Genomic DNA, 23,440 nt, shown 5'->3' on the forward strand with positions numbered 1-23,440 from the left:
AGTTTCCATTAGCGCATTGCCATAAACTGATGCTCAGGTAAAGCATTCCATAATGATTGTAACCACTTACCGCCACCACCTTGCTTTAGTTTCTGGCTGCTCAATACTTCTTCTAACATCCCATTACGCAGTAAAGCGACTCGGTCGGCAAAGCGAACCGCCATTGCTAAATCGTGGGTCACCCATAAAATACCTCGGCCATTACGGCACAAGGATTTCATGTTTTCCAAAAGTTGAACCGCATGCTCATCATCTAACCAAGAGGATATTTCATCCGCTAAGATATATTCTGCGTGAGACAAAGTGGCACTGCTTGCCAACACACGCTTCGCCATACCACCAGATAATTGGCTTGGATAACTCTTCACCAATTCCGCTTGCAAATTATATTGTTGAAGGTGCAGTGCAATATCGTGCATTTTGATATGTTGCCCACTTAAGATTGCCGCGCGTTCAAGTTGAGGGCCTATTTGAATCAATGGATTCAATGCACTCACTGCTTGGGGAATATAACACAAAGCGTTACCACGATGCTGTGGCTTGGTTTTTTCTGTTAATGCTTGACCGTTTAAAACGATATCCCCATGGCAACGCATATTATTCGGTAATAGACCGAGAACGCTTTGTAGCAAAAGGCTTTTTCCTTCACCACTTCCGCCAACTAACGCCACCATTTCACCAGGTTGAATATCCAACGAAATATCTTGCAGTAAAGGAGACCAACTTTTTTTACCTAACCAGCGAAACTGCGCCACATCAATGGTTAAATTATCAAATTTCAGCATGATCCCCCCCTTAACCACAATTGTTGAATCGCCTTAGCAAATTGATCAAATAGCAGCACCAGTCCCATCAATGCCAAACCGGGGAAAACCACCATCCACCATGCCCCGGTACTTAAATAACGTAACGCATCAGATAATAAAATACCCAATGAGGGTTCGTGAGGGGATAAACCAAAACCTAAGAAACTCAAGGCCGCACTATGCAGCACCGCATGGGGAAACATTAATAATGTCCCCACCATCCATTGAGGTAAAATCGTGGGAAGGTAATGGTGCCGTATACGGTAAAAAGCACTGTTTCCAATACGGTGAGATAGCATGATGTAATCTGCTTGCTGCACACTTAATAATTCAGCGCGTAAGATTAAGGTTAGCTTAGGCCAGTGAGTTAGCGCCACTGCCCATATGACACCAAACTTCCCCCCTCCTAGAGTAAAACAAATCAATACCAACAATAATAAGTGCGGTAATGCTAACAAGGCATCGATCACGCCACGAACGAGATAATCCATCGTTTTACTGAACGATGATAAACCCGCCATTACTAACGCAATAAAACCACTGGATATTGCGGCGGTTAAGCCAATTTGTAAGCTTGTCGCGAGGCCTTGAAAGGTGCGTTCAAAAAGGTCACGACCTAAGTTATCAGTGCCAAATAAATGGGTAAAAGTTGGTGCTTGGCGGCGATCGAGTAAATTCATATCAATATCGACGGATGAAAGCCAAAAGGCGTAAACCGCTAATGCAATAAGGCAGAAAAGTGAAATGATTAATTTGAATAAGGCTCGATTTGGGTTATAGGTCATGATGTTCTAATCACTCCCTTATTCACTTTTCTCAGCAAGATATCCGCAATGGTATTACTGAAAAATATCAGTGTGGCGCATAACATAACGATGCCCATTAAGAGTGGAATATCACCCCGCAGGCCTGCATCGATGGTCGCTTGTCCTAGCCCTGGGTAAGCAAATACTTTTTCTGCCAAAAGTGCCCCACTGAGTAATTCCCCCACCGAGGCAAATTGTAAACAAATTGCTGGCGTAATAGCATGTTTTAAAACATGAAAACGCATCATTGGCCAGCCTTCATCCCCCTGCGCTTGTGCGTAGTGGATAAACTCGCTATTCATTACCTCACCCACTTTCGTTCGCGTATGCAACGCAATGTTGCCAACCCCCAACATGCCCAAGGCAATTACAGGTAAAACAAGGTGCTGCAATTTTTGCGAAAGTGTTGCTGTTTGTTCATCTAATCCAATAGGCCACGCACAGCAAATAGGCGCCCACTGTAACGAAACGGCGAACAAGGACAGAAGTAACAAGCCTATCCAAAACACAGGGATAGATGCCAATAAATAGCAGAACGTTGATATGATTTTATCTGGCCAGCGATTCAAATAGCGTCCCGCTATCAATCCCAATGCAAAACCAACCACACCGGAAAATACCCAAGCAGACGCTAATAAAGCCAATGAAGGAATGAGTCTATCAGAAATAACTTGCATCACTGGGGTGTTGTACAACATGGAATAGCCCATGTCCCCCTGCAACATTTGAGAAAACCAGCGCCAAAATTGAACCCAAAGCGGCTGGTCAAGCCCCCAGCGTGCTGCAATTAAAGGATATTGCTCTGGGGGAACATGCATTAAATCATTACCAATATAGGCTTTAATCGGGTCGATAGGCGAGTAGCTCAATAGAATAAAAATACCTGCCGCAGTGACCGTTAATAAGCAAATAAATCGCAATAAAAGCCCGATGGTTGAACGCATTACTGGCAAGTCCACGCCCATTGATCAACATTATTAAGCACTGACCAAGAACCATGAATTTCTGGCGCACTTGTGCCTATCTCAACACACTTGTTCTGCAAATAAATATGTTGGACATTCATCAACCATGCCCACGCAGCATCCCCTTGGATCCCTGTACCCGTTTTGCCATTCCAATCCACTTGTTGCCATAATGGGATTGCCGCCGTTTGGTCTGGTTGACGTAGTGCCTGTTCAATAATTTGATCAACGGCGGTATTTTTATAGTAACCCGCGTTGTAAAAACCGACACCTGCCGCCTTACTGCTGTAGTTATGCACTAGCTCCATTGGGTCAAGGCTTCCCCAACCAAATAAGGTTGGATTGGCATGCATATTGCGCTCTACAGTTTCCCAGCTACCTGATTTTAAATCCATTTCAATACCGAGAGGTTTTAGGCTAGCGCGGATAGCTTGCGCTAAATCACGTCGTGTACTGTCACCACTGGCATACCATAATGTCAGCTTAGCCACTTTCCCATTTTTCTCTCTTAGACCCGCTGAATTAAGTTTCCAACCTGCATCCTCAAGAATAGTTTTGGCTTTTTCAATATCACCATCTTTAAATGCAGATTGTGGGTTGTTCCACGGTAGGCCTTCAACGCCCGTATAAGCCGGAATAGCAAAGCCTTCTAATACTGATTCCGCCAATAATTTACGATCAAGGGCATAGTTAATCGCCTTACGGATAGCCACATCGGAAGTGATATCATTACCGATAGGGTTACCTTGAGCATCTTTTTCACCCGCCGGTGGAATTGGGAAAGAAATTCCCCGATTTTCAACACTATAGCGCTCTGTCAGTTTCATGTTTTTGACATCCCCTGCATGAGTGGCAACGGCAGCAGGTATACGTACAATGTCTAATTGACCACTTTGTGCCGCCGCAAATGCGGCATCTTCATCAAGGAACACAAATACCATTTTATTGAAACTGTTCTTCGGACCCGCATAGTAAGGGTTTTGTTCAACAATCAGCTGTTGACCCGGTTGGAAGGCAACCAAACGGTATGGCCCTGCCCCAATAGGGTTATGTGCATAGGTTTTTGCATCATATTTATCCGCTGAAACTATCCCTAAAGAACCCAGTACATTAATAAACGTACTTTGTGGGGAGGACAGCGTAATTTTGACAGTGAGAGGATCAATAACTTCTGCTTTAGCAAAGTTACCCATATCCACTTTACCGCCACTGGCTGCGGCATTGTTATAGGTAAAGACGACATCTTTAGCGCTTAGCGGGGAGCCATCAGAAAACTTAAGTTCTTTTTTGAGCGTTAATGTCCATTCTTTGCCATCATCATTGTGCTTGTAGCTTTCAAGCATATAGCTATGCCAAGACAGGTCGGTATTTTGTTTTAATAACGGGCTATGAAGCAGTAAATAACTCCCATGACTCCAGCCAAGCATTGGGTCAAAACCTTCGGTAGGTTCTGCCCCAATCGCTAAGCGCAAGGTTTGATTATTTTGTGGTTCTGCTGCTTGTGCGTGTACCGATAACCCCAGCAGGCAAGCTGCCTGCATGGCAATGACGATTTTTTTTAACATGCATCCCTCTTTTATTTATCTTTGTTTTTATTTTCGAAACGAACAAAAATTAACAAATTCGTGGAAGTGGCTCACTGTGTGGTAAATCCAGTAATCGAGAAGCGCCAAAAATCCCCACCAATCTGACTTGTTTATTGGCAGTGACACTGCCGATGGTTTTTGCATTTACCCCTAATGGGTGCTGATGTAATGCCGCTAAAACGGCTTCTTCTGCCTCAGGTTTGACCACAATCACCAATTTACCTTCATTGGCGAAGTTGAGCGGCTCTAAGCCCAATAATTCACAGACACCGCGTACCGCAGAGGCCACGGGCAAGTCAGCTTCATTGATGGCAATGCCACAACCACTCGCGTCAGCGAATTCATGTAAAATCGCCGTTACACCGCCACGCGTTGCATCACGTAATGCACGAACTCCGTCAATTTCACGTAGTGGTGCAATTAATGGCGTTAATACCGCGCAATCACTACTCAGTTCCGCTTCCAGTCCAAGTTGTTCACGAAGATTTAGAATTGTCGCACCGTGATCGCCTAACGTACCGCTGACAATGACTTTATCTTCTGGCTGGATTTGCTGAGTCCCCCATTGGATATCGGTCGGGATCACCCCAATACCCGCGGTATTGATAAATACTTTATCCGCCGCACCACGTTGCACCACTTTGGTATCACCCGTGACAATCTCAACCCCAGCGGCGGCGGCCGTTGCTGCCATTGATTCGACAATTGTGCGTAATTCCGCTAAAGGAAAACCTTCTTCTAATATAAACCCGCAAGAGAGATATTTCGGTACTGCACCACTAACTGCAACATCGTTGACTGTGCCGCAAACTGCCAGCTTGCCAATATTTCCACCGGGGAAAAAAATGGGATCAATCACATAGCTATCCGTACTAAAAGCCAGTCTATCGCCAAGCGCGATCAATTCTGCCAATGGTAAGCGTGCTTGGTCTTCTCGCTCATTCAAAGCGCGGTTAGCAAAAGCCTGTAAAAACAATTGTTCGATTAGCTGCTGCATTGCTAGGCCACCACTACCATGCGCCATGGTGACAACTTCGTTCGCATTTATGCTCATTTATGCCTCACGACGATATTGATAATAGGCTGCACATGCCCCTTCCGATGAAACCATCAAAGCCCCAAATGCGGTTTGTGGCGTGCAGCGCTGGCCAAAGAGAGGACACTCATTCGGTTTGCAACGCCCTGTTAAAACGTCACCACAGCGAGCTTGAGGATCATCTGCCACCTGATGCGGCTGTACATCAAAGCGCAATTCTGCATCAAACGATTTATAGGCATCGGTTAATTGAACTCCTGAGCCCGCAATTTCACCCAACCCTCGCCATTCGCTAGTTTCTTTCAGTTCAAATACATCGGCTAAGGCTTGCAATGCCAATAAATTACCTTCTTCGGTAACAACCCGTTTATATTGGTTTTCTACTTCGCATCGACCATCCGCAATTTGATCCACCAGCCTTGCCAATGATTGCAAAATATCGAGGGGCTCAAACCCGGTCACGACCAATGGTTTGTGAAAATCATCGGTAATAAATTGATAAGGATGGGAACCAATCACCATGCTGACATGACCAGGTGCTAAGAAACCATCAATACGAACATCAGGCTGCTCTAATAAACTACGTAACGTAGGAATAATGGTGATGTGCTGGCAAAAGACGGTGAAATTATCAAGATGGCGGCGACGCGCTTGCTGCAGGGTTAATGCGGTACTCGGCATGGTCGTTTCAAAACCCAAACCAAAAAAAACAACCTGACGCTCTGGGTTTTGTTCAGCAAGGGTCAACGCATCTAATGGGGAATACACAATGCGAATATCCGCACCACGGCGTTTGGCATCTAATAATGAGCCATTTTTGCCGGGCACTCGCATCGCATCACCATAAGTGCAAAAAATCACTTCAGGTCGTTCGGCGATTTCAATGCAGCCATCAATTCGCCCCATCGGAAGAACACAGACCGGGCAACCCGGTCCATGCACAAATTCAATTTCAGGGGGTAAAAGCTGGTCGATACCAAACTTAAATATTGCGTGGGTATGTCCCCCACAAACTTCCATTAGCTGTAGTGGGCGCTGTTTTGCCCTTGGTATTTCGGAGACTCGTTGTCGAATGTGGTTCAGTAATACTTTCGCTAAAGCAGGGTCTCGGAACTCATCGACGTACTGCATCTGCTACTCCTGAATTCAAACCACTAAAATCGCCGACTTCATGATCTAATTGGCTCATCGCCATTAACGCATCAAGTGTCGACTGGGCTTCTTCTTCATTGATAATACTCATGGCAAAACCGACGTGTACCAATACCCATTGGCCTAATAAATCGGCTGTGTCACCTTCACAAATTAACCCAATATTGACGTCACGTTTTACGCCACAGACGTCAACTTGTGCTAATTGATGAATATCTTCGCCCACGGCAACAATTTTACCGGGAATGCCTAAGCACATAACTGAGTCTCCAACCAAGCAAGCCAAGCGTCCATACCTTCCCCATTAGTGGCAGAAACTTGGATCACTTGAATGTTTGGATTGACACGTTTTGCATTGGCAATGCAGGCTTCTACATCAAAATGTAGGTAAGGCAACAAATCAATTTTATTCAACAACATGATGTCTGCTGCGGCAAACATATGTGGGTATTTCAGGGGTTTATCCTCCCCTTCAGTGACTGATAAAACTGCCACTTTATGGCGTTCACCAAGATCAAAACTGGCAGGACACACTAAATTGCCGACATTTTCAATAAACAAGAGGCTATCGTTTTCTAACGCTAAACGCGCCATCGCATCTTGCACCATTTGCGCATCTAGGTGGCAACCTTTGCCGGTGTTAACTTGAATCGCTGGTACACCCGTTTCACGGATACGCTGGGCGTCGTTGGTGGTTTGTTGATCGCCTTCGACAACTGCACATTTAATTTTATCGCGTAAACGCAATAACGTTTCAGTTAATAACGTCGTTTTTCCTGAACCGGGACTCGAGACCAAATTTAACGCAAGAATATTTTTTTCCGCAAATGCTTCACGATTATGTGCTGCCAGATGGTTATTTTTACCTAACACATCCATTTCAATTTGTAGCATACGCTTTTGGCTAAGACCCGGTGCATGAGTTCCCGCTTCCCCATGACCATAATCAAGGTCATGGTGTTCACCTTCAGGTTTAAAGCTATTTTCAGCCACTGCATAAACATGCTTATGTTTATGCTTATGTTTTTGCTTTTTTATTTTTTCATTTTTTGCGGGGGCTTCAGGCTGGTAATAATAGTGATTTACATCACCTTGATGGTAGTAATGATGATGGACAATGACCGTTTGGCCTTTGCTTTCATCAGTATGACCCTGCTCATGGCTGTGGTCATGCCCATGATGGTGATGATCGTGGTCGTGACTTTCATGATCATGATGATGATGGCTTTCATGACTATGGTCATGATCATGCGGGTGATGATGATCGTGATGGTCATGATGACCGTGTTCATCACCTTCAATTCGGCGTTCACCCGCCGCACATCCACAAGTACTACACATATGGTCTCTCCCAACTACGTAGATTCTATAAACTAGATTAGTCCAAAATCAAAAAAATGAATTGATTAGCCTCAAAGTCCACACAAGAAATCTATTCCACTTCCAATTCTTTGATTTTCAAACTGTCGCCACCTTCAACTTTTAGGTTAAATCCTTGGCATTTTGGGCAAACTGCGTCATGAGCGCCCACTTCAACACTTTCACTGCAATCCCAACACCAAGCCCGCGCAGGACAATGCACAATATGCAACTGGCTGCCCTCCGCGACCGTGCCGCGACAAGCGACTTCGAAGCTAAAACGAAAAGCGCTTTCCTCAATACACGAAAGCGCCCCAACTTCTAACCAAATGCCTGTCACTTTATTCACATTGTGTTGCTTAGCCTGCTGCTCGATAATTTCCAGTGTGCTTTGGCACAAAGAAACCTCATGCATTACAACTCTCCTCGATAACGCGTGAATAAGGCTCTGCGTTCGGGTGCCTGAGGCACATTAGGATCCGTAACCGGCAATGACAGCAAAATACGACGGCAGTCATCTGCAAGATGTTGCCCTTGCTCTGCCCTCAATTTTCTATCCAACGGGGACATTAATGAACAAGCAAGATATTGTGTTAATCCTTCTAATTCACCCACCGTATAGGTCATCTCCCCATACGGCAGGATCAAACCTAATTTTTCCCCAACCGTACGACGAGGCCAATATTGCTCAGGTCCCGGTAAAATCATCGCAGTAAGCATCCATGGAGTGATAACAGCACCGACCCATTGATTTTCAAACAAGGCAAATTCACTTGCGTAAACTTGCATTGAAGGATGAAGGAACGAAAGGTCGTGCATCGACTGCTCAGAAACCCGCTCAAACGCAGCTTGAACGAGCGACCACGGGTCTTGAGCATAACCTTTGATTTCATCAGACATGCAAACTCTCTTCTTTCTCAACAATCTCTAAGCCTTCACTGCGCAGTATTTCAATTATTGTTTGCAATGCAGGTTCGAAAGCGGCTTTTCCCACCGCTGTTAAGCCAATTCGAGGTTCTAATGATTCAGGCACAATGCCCACCAGCGTTAAACGTTGGGGAAATTCATCGGTGAGATGTAAAGCAGATAGCACATCAGATAACCCCAATTGATGCGGGGAAATTTTACGCGTAAACAGTGCCGGTACCTCATCATCACGCAGCACTAAAATATTGCCGGGTTTCTGGCTAGAGAGCACCACATCCGCGATGATCAAATGGTCGCGATCTGCCATCGCGCCCATCAATTCCATACCTGCAGTGCCACCATCTAACACCTCAACACATTCAGGTAAATGGTAACGTTCTTCTAGCGCTTCAACGATGCGAACGCCAATCCCTTCATCACTGAGCAAAATATTGCCCACACCTAAAACTAAAATACGCATTAGAGCACCTTAACCTTAGTGACTTCAGAACCCTCGGTATCCACAATATGCACCGCACAAGACATACAAGGGTCAAATGAGTGAATTGTCCGCACCACTTCAAGCGGTTTTGATGGGTCAGCGACTGGCGTGCCAACAAGTGCTTGCTCGTAAGGACCGGGTTCATCATTAAAGTTACGTGGACCGGAGTTCCATGTTGAAGGCACCACCGCTTGGTAATTTTCAATCTTGCCGTCTTTGATAACCACCCAGTGTGACAACAAGCCACGAGGAACTTCCCCAAAGCCAACCCCTTTAATCACGGTGTTTTCAGGGAATACGGGCTTAACGAAAGTGGTGAAATCACCTCGACCAATATTGTCGACTAAGGCCTGCCATTGAATCGATAAGGTTTCATTTAATACACAACAACGTACGCTACGACCAATAATACGACCCAACGTAGAATGAAGCTGATCAACGGTAATGGTATTGCCCGTCAAGGTTTGATACAGATTCACAACATCATTAAAGTGTTTTTCAGTGGGTTCATGTTTCGCGGCTAGTTTGCACAGCAAATCAGCCAAAGGCCCCACTTCAACGGTTTTATCGTAGAAGGTTGGCGCTTTCACCCATGAATATTTACCATCATCATCCCAACCCGTGTAATCAGGGTTAGTGGTGCCTTCCCAAGGCGCTTGCGGCTCGTTCTCTTTATACCAAGCGTGTTTGCTGCTTTCCTTGATACCGTTAATTAAGTATTCATCTGTATGCGTGGTAATTGGGCGATAAGTACTAAAATCGCTATTTTCCAAATAACCACCTGGTAACAAGAAGCTGCCATTTTTACCGTCCATCGGTAATTCAGGCATACACATATAATGTTTTGCACCTTGCCCAACTTCGAGCCATTCTGGATAACCCGCAGCAATAACGGCAGCATCAATTTTATAAACTTGCTCGATAAAATCGCCTAAACGGTCGATAAATGATTTCAAATACATCAAACGTTCAAGATTTAACACACCAAGACCATCAAGATTAATGGCGTTCGCTACGCCACCCACCGCTAAGTTTTGGATATGTGGAGTCTTACCGCCTAACAAGGCAACAATACGGTTAGCATCGCGCTGACATTCCAGTGCTTGCAAATAGTGGGCAACGGCAATTAAGTTAACTTCCGGCGACAGTTTCATCGCTGGGTGTCCCCAATAACCATTGGCAAAAATACCTAACTGGCCACTTGCCACCAGCTTTTTAATCTTGTCTTGGACGCGAGTAAACTCTTCAGGGCTGTTCAATGGCCATGTAGAGACACCTTTTAAGATTTCTGCTGCTTTATTTGGATCCGCATTCAATGCTGAGGTGATATCAACCCAATCTAGCGCCGATAATTGATAAAAATGGACAATGTGGTCTTGAATAGTATGCGCTGCCAAAATCATATTACGGATGTACTGTGCATTTACTGGCACATCAATATTCAGTGCACTTTCAATCGTACGAACCGAAACGATGCCATGTACTGTGGTACAGACACCACAAATACGTTGCATGATCATCCATGCATCACGGGCATCTTTACCTTTTACGATTTCTTCCATACCGCGCCACATGGTTCCTGAAGCCCACGCTTTAGTGACTTTTCCATCTTCAATTTCGCAATCAATGCGCAAATGGCCTTCAATACGAGTGACCGGATCAATTGTTATACGTTGGCTCATGCTTTACCTCGGGCCTGAGAATGATTCAAATTAGATTTTTTCAATGCTGGAATAATCGGTAACAAGCGTATCAACAAGATGTAAGCACATACCTCGATAGCCACGAAACCAATTGAAATTAATAGCTCTTCCGCTGTTGGGAAATAATCGTAACCGCCGCCGGGATTGAACGCCACCAGAGAGTAACTCATCCGCCACGTCGCTGCGCCAATCAACATGCTTAGGCCACTGATGTATAACCATCTCGAATCATTACGTAATGATGGGATACGGAAAATAATCAACGGGAAAACCAACAAGGCGATTTCAATCCAAAACATCATCGAATAAAAATCAAATGCCATGATGTAATGTATCTTGCCGCGGTAGATAAGCTCGCCGAAACGACAGATTAAGAACAGGACTAAAAAGACTTGGAGAATTTTGGTTAACCGAATAAACAATGGTCTCTCATCCGCACTTTGCCCTTTCAACGCCGCCTGCAATAAAGAACCTTCAAAAATAAGAATCGAAAATCCCATAATAAAAGCGGTTAATAATGACAATAACGGTAGCATTTCATAGCTTTGCCAAATTGGATGTACCTTATAACCCGCAGCAATCATCAGTGAACCCATCGATGATTGGTGCATCATTGGCAGCAATGCGCCAAACGCAATGATAATAAACATCACCTTGTTTAAGCGTTTTAATGAGACTTTCCAGCCAAATCGTTCGCATATTGCAGGGGCAAATTCCAATGCCATAATGCCGATATAAATCGTCATACAGACCGCGGTTTCAAACAGCACCGAGTTGGTATTAAAGAAACCAGGAATATAAAAATACGGTAAGTTCCAATAACGACCTACGTCGATTGCAATGGATAACCCACCAAGGGAATAACCAAATAAACTTGCCAGCAATGCAGGACGCACTAACGGGTGGTATTCCCCTCGGTTGCACACATAAACCGCCCAAGCCAATGCCCAACCACCACAGGCAAACCCTGTACCGATCAGCAAGTCAAAAGCAATCCATATTCCCCAAGGATAACCGCCGTTTAAATCAGAAACAGAGCCCAATCCAAAAACAAGACGCTTAATAATGAAAAAAGCGCATAGTAGAATAAATGGACCAAAGACAATCACGGGCCAACTGACCAAACGCCCGCCAAGGGGCTGTTCTTTATGATGCGTCGTCATGATTGTCATCTCCTTTCTTACCGTCTTTCTTGGTATTGCGATATACCAAGAAACTCAAACCCGCGAGGGCTGCCAATGGCAAAACCATCCCTTTGTATAAGGTATGCTGAACATACTCAGAACGCGCGCCTGTCGATAATTGTTCGAGTTCAGGTAAGCCTAGATGTTGATATGGAACACCAGATAGAACCATCACTTGCGTGCCGCCTGCTTCAAGCTCACCATAAACATGCATTTCATATTTAGGGACTTTCATGACGTTAGGGTCATTGCTATGTAAGGTTTGTCTTGGGAAGCCGTACTCATCACCCACTTTGAATGTGAGGCGTTTTTTTGCTTCGGCTAATAATTCTTCGCGAGTACCAAAAATGACAGCCCCTGTCGGACAAACTTCAACACACCCCGGTAGGCCGCCTTTATCTAAACGTTCAACCCCTTTTTGGTTACACAATTCGCATTTATGTATCGCACCAAATTTGTCGTCATAAGCATATTTAGGAATATTGAATGGGCAACCCACCATGCAGTAACGGCAACCCGTACAGATGCTGGCGTCATAGTGAACGATGCCAGTTTTAGGGTCTTTTTTCAGCGCTGAAACAGGGCAAACAGACACACAGTTTGGGTCAACACAATGCATACATTGTTTTTTAATGTAGGCATAACCATCTTTTTCCTGATCTTTATTTACCCCTGTGCCACTGCTCCAAACCTGAATAATGTTATTGGTGTATGGCGTTAATTTGTCATTGTTAGACCACGTCTTTTCCCCTGCGGGATTAAGTTCAGTGCTGTTAATTTCTTGGCACTTAGTCACGCAGGCCTGACAGCCAACACACAAGGTGGAGTCATAAAGCATGCCAAGGGAATTCGGGATCGGCGGTCTATTTTCTGCCGCCGCTAAACTGGGCGAAGTGGTACTCGCCAGCAATGCTCCCCCTGCCGAGAGCTTAAGGAAGTTTCGTCTATTCACGGTTATTCTCCCCGTGAGTCTGAATCATTCTGGCATTTTTGCCGTCCTAATTCACGCACAGCCATCACGCTGACACCCGCAACAAGACCGACAACCCCACCAATCAAGCCAACCGCGGTTGATGAAATATCACCACCTTCACGATTATTTACGTCTGGTTTATCCGCTCGCGGGGTTGGGTTTTCAACATCCGCTAACTGATGAATCGCTTTATGGAAACCGACGTTTTCTTCGTTACAGCCGTAACATGGATGACCAATAGCAACCGGCCAAGCGCCTCCCACATCGCAAAACTGCAATGTTGAGCAGTTACCATAAGTTTCAGGGCCTTTACATCCTAAGTGGTATAAACACCAGCCTTCACGGTGACCATCATCACCAAACTCTTTGGCAAAACGACCCGCGTCAAAGTGTGGACGACGCTCGCAATGCTCATGGATCAAACGGCCATAGGCAAATAGCGGACGATTTTTACTGTCCAATTTTGGTGGGCGATTAAAGGTAATTAAGTGTGCGACAGTGGCTAAGAAATTATGTGGATTTGGCGGGCAGCCCGGAATATTAATGACTGTTTTACCGTTTAAGGCTTCACTTAAACCTACGGCTCCCGTTGGGTTAGCTCCCGCAGCTGCAACACCGCCCCATGCAGCACAAGAACCAATAGCAATAATCGCCGCCGCATTTTCCGCTGCCGCACGAATATGCTCAACAATGGGTTTGCCTGCCACCATGCAATAAATACCATTATCTTTCAGTGGAATAGAACCATCAACAACGAGAACATACTTACCTTTGTATTTCTCCATTGCATTGTGTTTATTCTCTTCTACCTGCTCACCAAATGCAGCAGATAATACTTCGTGGTATTCAAGGGAAATGGTATCAAGAATTAAATTTTCTAACGTTGGGTGAGTTGAACACAGCAAAGATTCTGTACATCCCGTACATTCTTGAGCACCAATCCAAATAACGGGAGGACGTCCTGGGTCACTTACGGCGTCAGCCATCTGGGCTGCGGCGTTGCTACTTAACCCCATTGTTGCTGCTAATGCGGTACATAATTTCATAAAATCACGGCGGTTAACGCCATGAGGAGAAATAATAGAGTTGTCTCCTGCCATTCCTTTTTTTCCTATTATATGTAGCTTATGCCCTTTATACCTCGATATGCACGGGAGCTAGCAACATGCATATCGAGTTACTTTGGGTATAGTGTTTATTTGACATTGCCTGATGTACGAATAATAGGTGTGATCCTATTCCTCCTTAATTTTAATCATTTGATCTTTATCAACAGGAAATAAGATAGCCGTATTTTTTTTATATATTTGATAATAAAATCGATTCAGCATCGATTGAATTAAAAAAACAACCCTATTAATAATCAAGAATTCACACTTCAATACCGGGTTATTCATCACAGAAATAAAAATATAAAATATATTTAAAATCAACAAATTAACTAAAAACAATAATCATCAATAAATTAATTAACCAAATTTAGTGTATTAAAAAAAAGACAATAATAATTTAAATTTAAATAAAAATAGCAAATGCGAATCAATATCAAAAAATAAAAATTCTTATTTGTTAATTAAATAATTTAATATCCATAAGTGATATTTATTTATACTGTTCATATTATCGCCGCTACGATATAAACATTGATATGTTCAACCTAGGTAAAAGATAGAGCTCGAACAAATAACCTTTTATCTTACTTATCTTTATACTTTATTTGATTTAATCACTCAGAAACATTTAATTAACCAAAATCAAAAAATTTTGCAACCAAGGTATATGAGCACCCATTTAAAAGAAAAATAGCAAGGAAGAAACTCACTAATGCCTGATAATAAAATAGGTAAAAAAGCCATCTTAACGTGGCTTATCACACTATATTTAGCTTTTAACGTACTACATTTAAATGATTAAACTCACAATAGGAATTTACATCAAACACTATACTTACTTATGAAGTATTTAACTATTTTTAATCAAACAAGAATTAAATCAATATGACTTTGCATTAACGCAGCCTTATCTATCTCAGCCAAGTGTTTATCCGTAATCATACAATCAATTTTTTTCAGTGGTAAAACTTGATTAAAACCTCGGCGATTAAATTTACTTGAATCTAAAACAGCAATTACTTTATTTGCAGCATCAGCCATAACACCGCTGATTGAATACCCTTCATTAAATGTAGTAATCCCATTAGTCATATCAATACCATCAGCACCAACAAACATGATATCTGCATTGATCCCTCTAAGAGACAATTCTGCAATTGTTCCATGCATTGAGTGAGTTTTATGCCGTACCGTTCCACCCACAACAACGAGTGTTATATCTTTATTTTCTGATATAACATAAGCAGCGGGAAGGTTATTAGTTATAACCGTAATGTTTGACATACTGGCAAACGCTTCAGCAATAAGCATAGTGGTACTCCCACTATCTAAAATAATAGTCATACCCTCTGTTACCATTTTAATAGCAGCATGGGCAATACGCTTTTTAGGATCACTAGCAATCTTATAACGTTCAGCTAACTCAATTTCTTGAACATCTTTATTAATAATATTGGTAACTTTCGCAGCACCACCATGAAAACGCGTGATAAGGCCTTTCTGTTCAAGCAAACGTAAATCGGTACGAATCGTTACTTCTGAAATACCAAAAATATCTGAAAGTTCGGTAACTAGCATACTCGCATTTTTGTTTATTAAATCAACGATTTCATTTCTTCTTTCAAATGTATTCATTTTAACTGACCTATATTTAGTTAAGTACATTTTAATCGAAAGGATATGAAAGACAAACGATTTTCTCATAACAAACAAAAAAGATAGATATTTGTATTAATATCATACAAATACCTATCTAAATTGAGTACAAGTGAAAGTCATACCTACTATATTTAATTAGTTTAACTATAAATAAACTTAAAAGTTAAATTAGTATGAATATATAATATCAGTTATTAATATTTATGAGCCTATTCAATTCAATGTGATAATATTCATATAATGGAATATAAATATCATGTATCTTATTATTAGGTTTAAAATACTCACCTTCAGCTTTACGTAAGAATGGAGGGAGGATATCATTCAGTTTAATATTTTTTTCTGGTTTCCTAATATTTTCATGACACCAATGGCTTTGTAATGAAGCCCCTAAAGCTGCAGCCTCAGTGATTTTTGGTCGGATAACGTCAATACCAGTTATATCCGCAATCATCTGACACCAAATAATACTTTTTGCACCACCCCCAATAACTCTAATTTGATTAAATTCGAGTCCTTGCTGTTTAAATTCATCAATACCTTTACATATTTTATAAGTTACGCCTTCGACTACACACCTTAACATATTTGATTTAGTAAAATTATCTATCGTAATACCCTGTAAGCTCCCTTTCATATTAGGCTCGTTAGGAAAACGAGACCCATTAAACCATGGGAAGCAAATTAAGCCATTAGCCCCAGGAGAACTATTACTGAGAAATCTTTCAAAATCCAAAAGTGGTATATTTAAAATATCTCGAAAAGCATTAACCGCATTCGTCATATTCATAGTGCTTATCAATGGTAGCCAGCTATTTGATGATGAACAAAAACTATTAATGTTTGTATTTTGGTTATTATTTATTTGCTGATTAGAACAGGTAAATAGTGTGCCAGATGTCCCTAGGCTTAAGGTTAAAATACCAGGGCAAACATTCCCTGTCCCAATTGCAGCCATCATATTATCACCACCACCACTAGATACTGGCACCCCTACCGGCAATCCTAATAACTTTGCCACATGAGGTAAAAGAAAACCTGATGGTTCTTCAGCTGTTATTATTGGAGGTAGCTTTGCATATAATCTTGGTGAGATTTCATCTATTATTTTTTTTGACCAACAGCGATTATAAGTATCGAAATAACCAGTACCTGAAGCATCACCACTTTCCGCAGAATACTTTCCCGTTAACCAAAAATTAATATACTCATGAGGCAGAAAAATCTTTTCAATTTTAGAAAAAATCTCTGGCTTGTGGTTTTTCATCCAAATTAATTTAGCAATAGTAAATGCAACAGGGATATGAATACCTATAATTTCATTGATATTTTGTGTGTGTTTTTGGTTAAATGAAAAAATAAATTTTTGTAAATCATGGTTAGCTTCGGTATCACACCATAATTTAGCTGGATACAGAATATCATTATGTTCATCGAGTATAACCAATCCATGCTGCTGCCCTGAAATACCGATACCTGCAACTAGGTCTGGTGAAACTAGATGATTATCTAAAACTTGTTTTACTGTAATTTTAATGGCTTGCAACCAAGAAGCTGGATCTTGCTCTTTACGTCCATTTGGCGAACTAATAAGACCATATGAATGATAAGCCGTAGAAGTAATGCAATTTTTATGTGTATCCCATAGAATAGCTTTAGTTCCTTGAGTCCCACAGTCAATACCTAAATACAACATAATGTACTCCTACCTATAGGTATAATACTGTGAGCATACATCTGCCCACAGCACTTATCATTATTTAGCTATCTGTCCGTCGATATCCCAAAGTTCTTCCCATGAACTCGCGCCTTCCCAAAGAAAAACATGCCCTTTGATTAGCCTATTATTACAATCAATAGTAGCAAGTTTAGACATTTCATCCTCAGTTAATGGATTATTAATGATGCTATTAAGATTGCTATAAATTTGCTCTTTATTAGTAGAAAAAGGTATTGGAATTTGACCTCTTTGTACCGCCCATTTAATGCAAACGATTGCAGGATGAACATTTAAGCGTTGAGCAATTTGAACAATAGTAGGATCTTCTATATCACAAGTATCGCCCTTTGACTTATCTCTATCTGGACGCATTGGAGAGCCTATAGGACAAAAACCAATAGGTTGAATATTTTTTTCAACAAGATAATCATATAACGCCTGTTGCTGAAAATGAGGATGGCATTCCATTTCATTTGCAACAGGTCTAACGCTCGCATCACGCAATAATAGCTCTAATTTTGGGATTGTCATGTTAGAAGTTCCAAGGCTTTTAACTAACCCCTCTTTAACAAGTAGCTCCATTTGCTCCCATGTATGCATAAATTTTTCATGAGAATAAGGTCTCGCATTTGGGCTTCGAGAATCTACATTACAGCCCGGTGCATGATAATTAGAAAAAGGCCAATGAACAAAATAAAGATCGAGGTAATCAAGTTGTAGATCTTTTAACGTTTGTTTACATGATGCAATAACATTATCGTGCTGATCATTCCAAACCTTAGAATCAATAAATAATTCATCTCGATGGATGCCTCCCTTCATAATATCGGTAAAAACATCACCAATAAGATGTTCATTTCCATATACCGATGCACAATCAAAGAAACGAAATCCAGCATCGGCTGCATATTTTACTGCTTGGGAAACTTCATCAGCTGTATATCTATCTGAACCAAAAGTTCCCATACCAATCACTGGAATTTTCTCTCCATTAGCAAGAACTTTATATGGAATAAGATCCTGAGGAACCATCCTGATAATACTATTTTTTATATTCATATCTGATGTCCTAATAAATTAATATACTCTTGATTAATAGAGCACAGCTTGGGATTCAGGTGAATCAATGTTATATTTATCAATATAAACGACACCAGTATCGATATATTTATCTACGTTTACTTTATTAAGTATTTCATCAACGGTTTTAACACCTTGCAAACCCATTTGATATGAAGATTGGACTACAATTCCATTTAAGGTTCCATTACGTACAAACTCTTGTAATGCATCATTGCCATCAAATCCGACAGCAACCACTTTACCATCATAGCCCATCTGTTTAATCGCTCTTGCCATACCTACTGCAGTTGGCTCATTAGCGCCAAATAAAGCAGTAATGTCTTTATTCGACGACAATACATCTATGGTCTGATTTAATGCTGTTGCCATATCAGCCTGAGAATAAAATGGTCCTATAATTTTTAATTGGGATTCTTTTTTTATAGTATCGGTAAATCCACCAACTCTTTCAATTGCAGAACCCGCACCTGGCGTAAATGACATAATACTAACTTTTCCAACTTTTCCATTAGCTTTAATTAATTCTTGTGCAGCAATCACGCCAGCTTTACGATTATCAGTAGATAAAAATGACTGATAATATTTATCAGCTTTAGGATTTAAAGAAGAATCAATTAATACGACTGCTATTCCATTTTCCCACGCTTTTTTTACTACTGGAATTAGAGCGTCAGGGTCTGAAGGGGCAAGAACAATACCAGCTACACCTCGATTAATCGCATTATCAACCATATTAACTTGTTCAGCAACTTGAGTTTCAGCTTCAGGTCCTTGGAATGTTACTTTATATTTTCCATTTAACTCATTACTTGCAGCCATAGAGCCTTTATTAACATTTTGCCAAAAATTAGAATTTGCTGTTTTAGCAATTACAGCTATTTCATTAGACTTTGAATAAGCCACATTTGAATTCACGGTAAATATCATTGAAAGACTTAATGCTGTGCATGCTATTATTTTTTTCATTTTACCTTCCTAGTTTTGTAGGGTTTTAATTGAGATAAAAGTAATACAATTTCTATTTTTAATAATTTATTTCTTTACATTTTTACTTGGTCTTTGTCGAAATTGGTCATACGCAACAGCTAAAAGAATTACTGCACCTATAATAATTTGTTGAACAAAGAAAGAAACTCCATTCATATTAAGACCATTTCGCAATACCCCAATAATAAATGCACCTATTAATGTTCCAGGTATTGTTCCAACGCCTCCCATTAATGAAGTACCACCAACAACTGCACTAGCGATAGCATCAAGCTCATACATCATCCCCCCATTAGGCTGTGCAGTAACGAGACGTGAAGCAATAATCACGCCACATATTCCAGCAAAAGTGCCACTAATAATATAAGCACATAGTTTAACTTTGTTTGTTTTTATACCCGATAAACGAGCCGCTTCTTCATTAGAACCTATCGCATATAAATAACGTCCAATACGCATTTTTGTTAATGCAAAAGTAAAAAGAATTGCAGCGATTATCATTAAAATAACAGGGTATGGTATTCCTGGAAATATAACTTCTGGAAATCCATTTTCACCTTCTCTAATTATTCGAAATAGGGCTCCATTTCCTAGATCACCAAATGAATCAGGCATGCCTGATACTGGAGCTGCATCGGTGATATAAAGAGCAATACCTCGGATAATCATCATAGTACCAAGTGTTGCGATAAAAGGAGGTAACCGTAACCCCGCAATTAAAATGCCATTTGCAAAACCACATAAACCCCCTGTTAAAACGCCAATCACCATTCCAATACTAACAGGAACACCAGCATTAACAGCAATTGCCGCAGCAACACCAGAAAGAGCAACAACTGAACCAATACTTAAATCAATGCCACCAGTTAAGATAACGCAGGTTACTCCCATTCCAATAAAAGCTATCGTTGATGTTTGTAAGCCAACAGTCATAATATTATTTATGGAAAAAAAATTGTCACTTGTAAATGAAAAAATGATTATCAGAATGACTAATCCCCCAAGAGCAGCAAGTTTTTGTAATAATTCTTTTTTGCTATTATTCATTTAATCGACCCCATGCTCTAATTTATACATATCTTTATACCCTGTGGCATATTGCATTATCTCTTCTTGATCCGTTTTTTTTGTCTCTAACACTGCAGTCATTTTACCTTCTTTCATAACAACAACTCGGTTAGTCATACCAAGAATTTCGGGTAATTCTGATGAAATCATGATAATTCCAATACCTTGGCTAGCGAGCTCATCAAGAAGTTCATAAATTGCATATTTTGCTCCAACATCAATTCCACGTGTTGGTTCATCAAAAATCATTATTTTGGCATCACGAAATAACCATTTAGCAATAACCACTTTTTGCTGGTTACCACCACTTAAGTTTTTGACTATTTGATCCATTCCCGGTGTTTTTATTTGTAATTTTTTAATGTATTGCTCGCATGAGTCTTTAACATTAATTGAAGAAATAACCCCCCACTGGTTACAAACTTTATCAATAGCTGCCATAATAATATTATTCTTAACTGACATATCGATAGCTAAACCATTAAGTTTTCTATCTTCTGAAAGATAAGCAATACCTGCATTAATGGCATCATTTGGGCTTGTTATCGTGATTTCTTTATCGAAAGCAATTATTTGCCCCCCATCAAGATTTTCTGCTCCAAAAATTGCACGGGCAAGCTCAGTTCGCTTAGCGCCTACAAGACCAGTAATTCCAAGAATTTCTCCTTTTAAAAGATCAAAATTAATATGTTCAAAGACTCCATGACGGGTCGCATTTTGTATGGATAATAAGATACAGTCTTGGACTGTAGATTTTCGTTCAGGAAAATGATTATCTAGTGATCGCCCAACCATTTTTGTGATAATACTTTCCATTGTAATATCTTTAACTTTATGATCAGAAATATAAGTACCATCGCGAAATATTGTGATGTGATCACAAATTTTTTGCAGCTCCTCCATGCGGTGAGAAATATAAACTATACAAACACCTCTTTCTTTTAGTCTATTTACAAGAATAAAAAGTTTATCTATTTCCTTACGAGTCAATGCAGATGTAGGTTCATCCATAATTAAAACTTTCACATCAAAAGATAATGCTTTCGCAATTTCTACCATTTGTTGTTGAGCTACAGATAATGTATTAACAATACTTTTTGGAGACACTCCAATATCAAACATTTCTAATAACTCTACCGATTTATTTTCCATGCAAGGATAATCGATTAAACCATTCTTTAATGGTTCTCTAGCCAAAAAAATATTTTCAGCAACGGATAAATGAGGAACTAAATTTAATTCCTGAAATATCATACTTACGCCGCTATTTTGTGCTTCTAAAACAGATTTAAAATTTATCTCTTGACCGTTATATGTAATTGTCCCTGCATCTGAGGTATATACACCAGTCAGTATTTTCATCAGTGTTGATTTCCCTGCTCCATTTTCACCCATTAGGGCATGAACTTCTCCTTTTCGTAATTCAAAATTAACATTTTTTAATGCATGAACACCTGTAAAAGATTTTGAAATATTCATCATCTTAACGATTGATGGTTGCTGCATAAAACACCTCATTGAGAATATCGAATATTCAATTACCTAAAGGTGTAACACCTTTTTTAAGAAGAATATTTCCATATTTACGAACTGAAGAAGTGACTACAATGGCACTGGCTTTTTTCGCTCGCTCATAAAAATCAAAGCGTTCTATAAATGTTATTTCCTGACCTATCGGTAAGACTCTACGATAATCATCAACTACATCTTGAGGAAAAGGGTCATTTTTATATGGAGCCATCATAACTACAGAATCATCTACATAACTATCCATCTCAAATAATGGGATAATAGCTTCGAGTAAATCCTCGATTTTATTACCATCAGCTCTTATTACAATTGTATTTATCGTATGAGCAGGAAAGTGGCTATCACTTAAGATAATTTCATCTCCATGTCCCATGCAATATAATTGATATAGTAAATCAGGAGATATTATTGGATTTATTTTTTTTAGCATATTATTACCTATATTTATAAAAATAAAATTAATTTAAAAAGCAATAACCTCAGTCCCATTTCAGAAGGATTTTCCCATTAGCTGGGTAACCATTTAGGCCAATGACCTTTTTTATATATTTATCTGAATTAACAACTTCTTCAATCAGAGGATTAATGACGATTTTTTTATTTCTAAATAAATTTATTGTTACTTCCCATTCATCCCCAGGAAATGGCTTTGAATAGTTCATCCAACTTCCAATAATTGTTAATTCTTTACGTAATATTTGTTCATATTCTTTATAACCTAATAATAAATCCTTATGTAATGTTCCAACTAAGGCAAGTTGTGCTCTAGGACCTGCAAGTTCTAAAGATAATTTAAATGTTTGAGGGACTCCTGCCGTTTCTAAAATTAGCTGATCAAATTTAATAATTTCTAAAAATTCAATTTCTTGGTTCTCTTTCTCTTTAGAACTATTTATAACATAATCAGCGCCAAGCTCTTTAGCTAATGCTAATTTTTCATCACTAATATCAATTGCGGTTACCGTCTTTGCGCCTAAAGCTTTAGCACTCTGCATTGCTAACATACCAATAGTGCCTACTCCTACAATAACGACATTTTTATCCTTACAACCGCCAGCCATTAGTATCGGATGAATCCCAACAGTGACGGGCTCAAAAAATGCACCTTCAATTTCAGTAATATCATCTGGTAATATAAAACAACTACTTTCCGGCATAACAACATACTCTGCATTACCACCTGGCTGGCGCGATCCGATAAAGGAATACCCTTTACCTAAAGAATAATAACCACGCTTGCTTTCTTCTGTTTCAAAATTAGGAATTAAAGGCACACAACATATCTTATCTCCTATATTAACCG

At 40.3% G+C, this 23,440-nt stretch carries 23 protein-coding genes; all 23 read right to left on the minus strand.

Annotated features, from left to right (window positions below):
* Positions 1–8: 8 nt before the first annotated feature.
* Positions 9–785, minus strand: a complete 777-nt coding sequence (locus M998_RS06655; protein WP_068908136.1) for an ATP-binding cassette domain-containing protein — start codon at positions 783–785, stop codon at positions 9–11.
* Positions 779–1,591: an ABC transporter permease gene (locus tag M998_RS06660; protein ID WP_068441024.1), complete on the minus strand. Its 813-nt coding sequence runs from the start codon at positions 1,589–1,591 to the stop codon at positions 779–781. Before M998_RS06660 ends, M998_RS06655 begins: the two co-directional genes overlap by 7 nt.
* Positions 1,588–2,556, minus strand: coding sequence for an ABC transporter permease (locus M998_RS06665; protein WP_068908138.1), 969 nt, complete (start codon positions 2,554–2,556; stop codon positions 1,588–1,590). Before M998_RS06665 ends, M998_RS06660 begins: the two co-directional genes overlap by 4 nt.
* Positions 2,556–4,142, minus strand: coding sequence for an ABC transporter substrate-binding protein (locus tag M998_RS06670; protein ID WP_068908139.1), 1,587 nt, complete (start codon positions 4,140–4,142; stop codon positions 2,556–2,558). The genes M998_RS06665 and M998_RS06670 overlap by 1 nt, the downstream gene beginning before the upstream one ends.
* A 49-nt stretch (positions 4,143–4,191) precedes the next feature.
* Complete coding sequence (hypE, locus tag M998_RS06675) at positions 4,192–5,217, minus strand: hydrogenase expression/formation protein HypE (RefSeq protein WP_074379430.1); 1,026 nt, start codon at positions 5,215–5,217, stop codon at positions 4,192–4,194.
* Positions 5,218–6,330 carry a hydrogenase formation protein HypD gene (hypD, locus tag M998_RS06680; RefSeq protein ID WP_068908140.1) on the minus strand — a complete coding sequence of 371 codons (1,113 nt, stop codon included), beginning with the start codon at positions 6,328–6,330 and terminating at the stop codon, positions 5,218–5,220.
* A complete protein-coding gene (hybG, locus tag M998_RS06685) occupies positions 6,314–6,610 on the minus strand; it encodes a hydrogenase maturation factor HybG (RefSeq protein WP_068908142.1) in 297 nt (98 codons plus the stop codon). The genes hypD and hybG overlap by 17 nt, the downstream gene beginning before the upstream one ends.
* Complete coding sequence (hypB, locus tag M998_RS06690; protein WP_068441006.1) at positions 6,601–7,692, minus strand: hydrogenase nickel incorporation protein HypB; 1,092 nt, start codon at positions 7,690–7,692, stop codon at positions 6,601–6,603. The genes hybG and hypB overlap by 10 nt, the downstream gene beginning before the upstream one ends.
* Positions 7,693–7,783: 91 nt before the next feature.
* Positions 7,784–8,125, minus strand: coding sequence for a hydrogenase maturation nickel metallochaperone HypA (gene hypA / locus M998_RS06695; protein ID WP_068908143.1), 342 nt, complete (start codon positions 8,123–8,125; stop codon positions 7,784–7,786).
* Positions 8,125–8,610 carry a hydrogenase-2 assembly chaperone gene (gene hybE, locus M998_RS06700; protein ID WP_068908144.1) on the minus strand — a complete coding sequence of 162 codons (486 nt, stop codon included), beginning with the start codon at positions 8,608–8,610 and terminating at the stop codon, positions 8,125–8,127. The genes hypA and hybE overlap by 1 nt, the downstream gene beginning before the upstream one ends.
* Positions 8,603–9,097: a HyaD/HybD family hydrogenase maturation endopeptidase gene (locus M998_RS06705; protein WP_068440995.1), complete on the minus strand. Its 495-nt coding sequence runs from the start codon at positions 9,095–9,097 to the stop codon at positions 8,603–8,605. Before M998_RS06705 ends, hybE begins: the two co-directional genes overlap by 8 nt.
* On the minus strand, positions 9,097–10,800 hold the full coding sequence (hybC, locus tag M998_RS06710; RefSeq protein WP_068440992.1) for a hydrogenase 2 large subunit: 1,704 nt from the start codon (positions 10,798–10,800) through the stop codon (positions 9,097–9,099). The genes M998_RS06705 and hybC overlap by 1 nt, the downstream gene beginning before the upstream one ends.
* A complete protein-coding gene (gene hybB / locus M998_RS06715; RefSeq protein WP_068908145.1) occupies positions 10,797–11,984 on the minus strand; it encodes a Ni/Fe-hydrogenase cytochrome b subunit in 1,188 nt (395 codons plus the stop codon). The genes hybC and hybB overlap by 4 nt, the downstream gene beginning before the upstream one ends.
* Positions 11,968–12,957, minus strand: a complete 990-nt coding sequence (gene hybA, locus M998_RS06720; protein ID WP_068908147.1) for a hydrogenase 2 operon protein HybA — start codon at positions 12,955–12,957, stop codon at positions 11,968–11,970. Before hybA ends, hybB begins: the two co-directional genes overlap by 17 nt.
* Positions 12,958–12,959: 2 nt before the next feature.
* A complete protein-coding gene (hybO, locus tag M998_RS06725) occupies positions 12,960–14,078 on the minus strand; it encodes a hydrogenase 2 small subunit (protein ID WP_068908148.1) in 1,119 nt (372 codons plus the stop codon).
* Between the two features lie 876 nt (positions 14,079–14,954).
* A complete protein-coding gene (locus M998_RS06735; RefSeq protein WP_068908151.1) occupies positions 14,955–15,725 on the minus strand; it encodes a DeoR/GlpR family DNA-binding transcription regulator in 771 nt (256 codons plus the stop codon).
* A gap of 211 nt (positions 15,726–15,936) precedes the next feature.
* Positions 15,937–17,445 (minus strand): xylulokinase, encoded by a 1,509-nt coding sequence (gene xylB, locus M998_RS06740; RefSeq protein ID WP_068908152.1) that lies wholly within the window; start codon positions 17,443–17,445, stop codon positions 15,937–15,939.
* 60 nt (positions 17,446–17,505) lie between these two features.
* Entirely contained in the window at positions 17,506–18,528 is a 1,023-nt protein-coding gene (locus tag M998_RS06745; RefSeq protein WP_082913003.1) for an aldo/keto reductase, read from the minus strand.
* A 33-nt stretch (positions 18,529–18,561) separates the two neighbouring features.
* Positions 18,562–19,518, minus strand: a complete 957-nt coding sequence (locus M998_RS06750) for an ABC transporter substrate-binding protein (protein ID WP_068908153.1) — start codon at positions 19,516–19,518, stop codon at positions 18,562–18,564.
* Between the two features lie 66 nt (positions 19,519–19,584).
* The gene (locus M998_RS06755; protein WP_068908155.1) at positions 19,585–20,586 is read right to left on the minus strand and encodes an ABC transporter permease; all 1,002 of its coding nucleotides are present in this window, start codon (positions 20,584–20,586) and stop codon (positions 19,585–19,587) included.
* Positions 20,587–22,113: a sugar ABC transporter ATP-binding protein gene (locus M998_RS06760; protein WP_068908156.1), complete on the minus strand. Its 1,527-nt coding sequence runs from the start codon at positions 22,111–22,113 to the stop codon at positions 20,587–20,589.
* A gap of 28 nt (positions 22,114–22,141) precedes the next feature.
* Positions 22,142–22,567 carry an L-fucose mutarotase gene (fucU, locus tag M998_RS06765; protein WP_068908157.1) on the minus strand — a complete coding sequence of 142 codons (426 nt, stop codon included), beginning with the start codon at positions 22,565–22,567 and terminating at the stop codon, positions 22,142–22,144.
* A 49-nt stretch (positions 22,568–22,616) separates the two neighbouring features.
* The coding region (locus M998_RS06770; RefSeq protein WP_156510936.1) for a zinc-binding dehydrogenase at positions 22,617–23,440 on the minus strand (824 nt) is incomplete at its 5' end.

Origin of the sequence: Providencia heimbachae ATCC 35613 (genome assembly GCF_001655055.1) — a bacterium.
Taxonomy (GTDB): Bacteria; Pseudomonadota; Gammaproteobacteria; order Enterobacterales; family Enterobacteriaceae; genus Providencia; species Providencia heimbachae.